Source organism: Avibacterium gallinarum (assembly GCF_002921135.1).
Lineage (GTDB): Bacteria > Pseudomonadota > Gammaproteobacteria > Enterobacterales > Pasteurellaceae > Avibacterium > Avibacterium gallinarum.
Genome location: NZ_PQVJ01000057.1, coordinates 1 through 1,710, shown reverse-complemented (window position 1 = coordinate 1,710; position 1,710 = coordinate 1). Strand labels below are relative to the sequence as shown.

The 1,710-nt window shown below is 50.8% G+C and carries 1 rRNA gene; it reads left to right on the top strand.

Going from position 1 to position 1,710, the window contains the following annotated elements:
* A 23S ribosomal RNA gene (locus tag C3007_RS10900) occupies positions 1-1,709 on the top strand; the annotation flags it as partial.
* Position 1,710 lies beyond the last annotated feature (1 nt).

The following is a 1,710-nucleotide window of genomic DNA, read 5'->3' as shown; positions in this document are numbered from 1 at the left end:
TGTTGGGTAGGGGAGCGTTGTGTAAGCGGAAGAAGGTGATTTGAGAGGATTGCTGGACGTATCACAAGTGCGAATGCTGACATAAGTAACGATAAAACGGGTGAAAAACCCGTTCGCCGGAAGACCAAGGGTTCCTGTCCAACGTTAATCGGGGCAGGGTGAGTCGGCCCCTAAGGCGAGGCTGAAAAGCGTAGTCGATGGGAAACGGGTTAATATTCCCGTACTTGGATAAACTGCGATGTGGGGACGGAGTAGGTTAGGTTAGCGTACTGTTGGAGATGTACGTTTAAGTTGGTAGGTGGGTGGACTAGGCAAATCCGGTTCACTGTAAACACTGAGAGATGATGACGAGGCACTAAGGTGCTGAAGTAATTGATACCACACTTCCAGGAAAAGCCACTAAGCTTCAGGTTTATCTAAACCGTACTGAAAACCGACACAGGTGGTCAGGTAGAGAATACTCAGGCGCTTGAGAGAACTCGGGTGAAGGAACTAGGCAAAATAGCACCGTAACTTCGGGAGAAGGTGCGCTGGCGTAGTGTGAAGTTCTATACGGATGGAGCATGAACCAGTCGAAGATACCAGCTGGCTGCAACTGTTTATTAAAAACACAGCACTCTGCAAACACGAAAGTGGACGTATAGGGTGTGATGCCTGCCCGGTGCTGGAAGGTTAATTGATGGTGTAATCGAAAGAGAAGCTCCTGATCGAAGCCCCAGTAAACGGCGGCCGTAACTATAACGGTCCTAAGGTAGCGAAATTCCTTGTCGGGTAAGTTCCGACCTGCACGAATGGCATAATGATGGCCAGGCTGTCTCCACCCGAGACTCAGTGAAATTGAAATCGCCGTGAAGATGCGGTGTACCCGCGGCTAGACGGAAAGACCCCGTGAACCTTTACTATAGCTTGACACTGAACCTTGAATTTTGATGTGTAGGATAGGTGGGAGACTATGAAGCGGTAACGCCAGTTATCGTGGAGTCGTTGTTGAAATACCACCCTTTAACGTTTGATGTTCTAACGAAGCGCCTGAAACGGGTGTTCGGACAGTGTCTGGTGGGTAGTTTGACTGGGGCGGTCTCCTCCCAAAGTGTAACGGAGGAGCACGAAGGTTTGCTAATGACGGTCGGACATCGTCAGGTTAGTGCAATGGTATAAGCAAGCTTAACTGCGAGACAGACAAGTCGAGCAGGTGCGAAAGCAGGTCATAGTGATCCGGTGGTTCTGAATGGAAGGGCCATCGCTCAACGGATAAAAGGTACTCCGGGGATAACAGGCTGATACCGCCCAAGAGTTCATATCGACGGCGGTGTTTGGCACCTCGATGTCGGCTCATCACATCCTGGGGCTGAAGTAGGTCCCAAGGGTATGGCTGTTCGCCATTTAAAGTGGTACGCGAGCTGGGTTTAGAACGTCGTGAGACAGTTCGGTCCCTATCTGCCGTGGGCGTTGGAGAATTGAGAGGGGCTGCTCCTAGTACGAGAGGACCGGAGTGGACGCATCACTGGTGTACCAGTTGTCTCGCCAGAGGCACTGCTGGGTAGCTAAATGCGGAAGAGATAAGTGCTGAAAGCATCTAAGCACGAAACTTGCCTTAAGATGAGTTCTCCCAGTCTATAAGACTGTAAGGGTTGTTGGAGACGACGACGTAGATAGGCTGGGTGTGTAAGCGGTGTGAGCCGTTGAGCTAACCAGTACTAATTGCCCGAG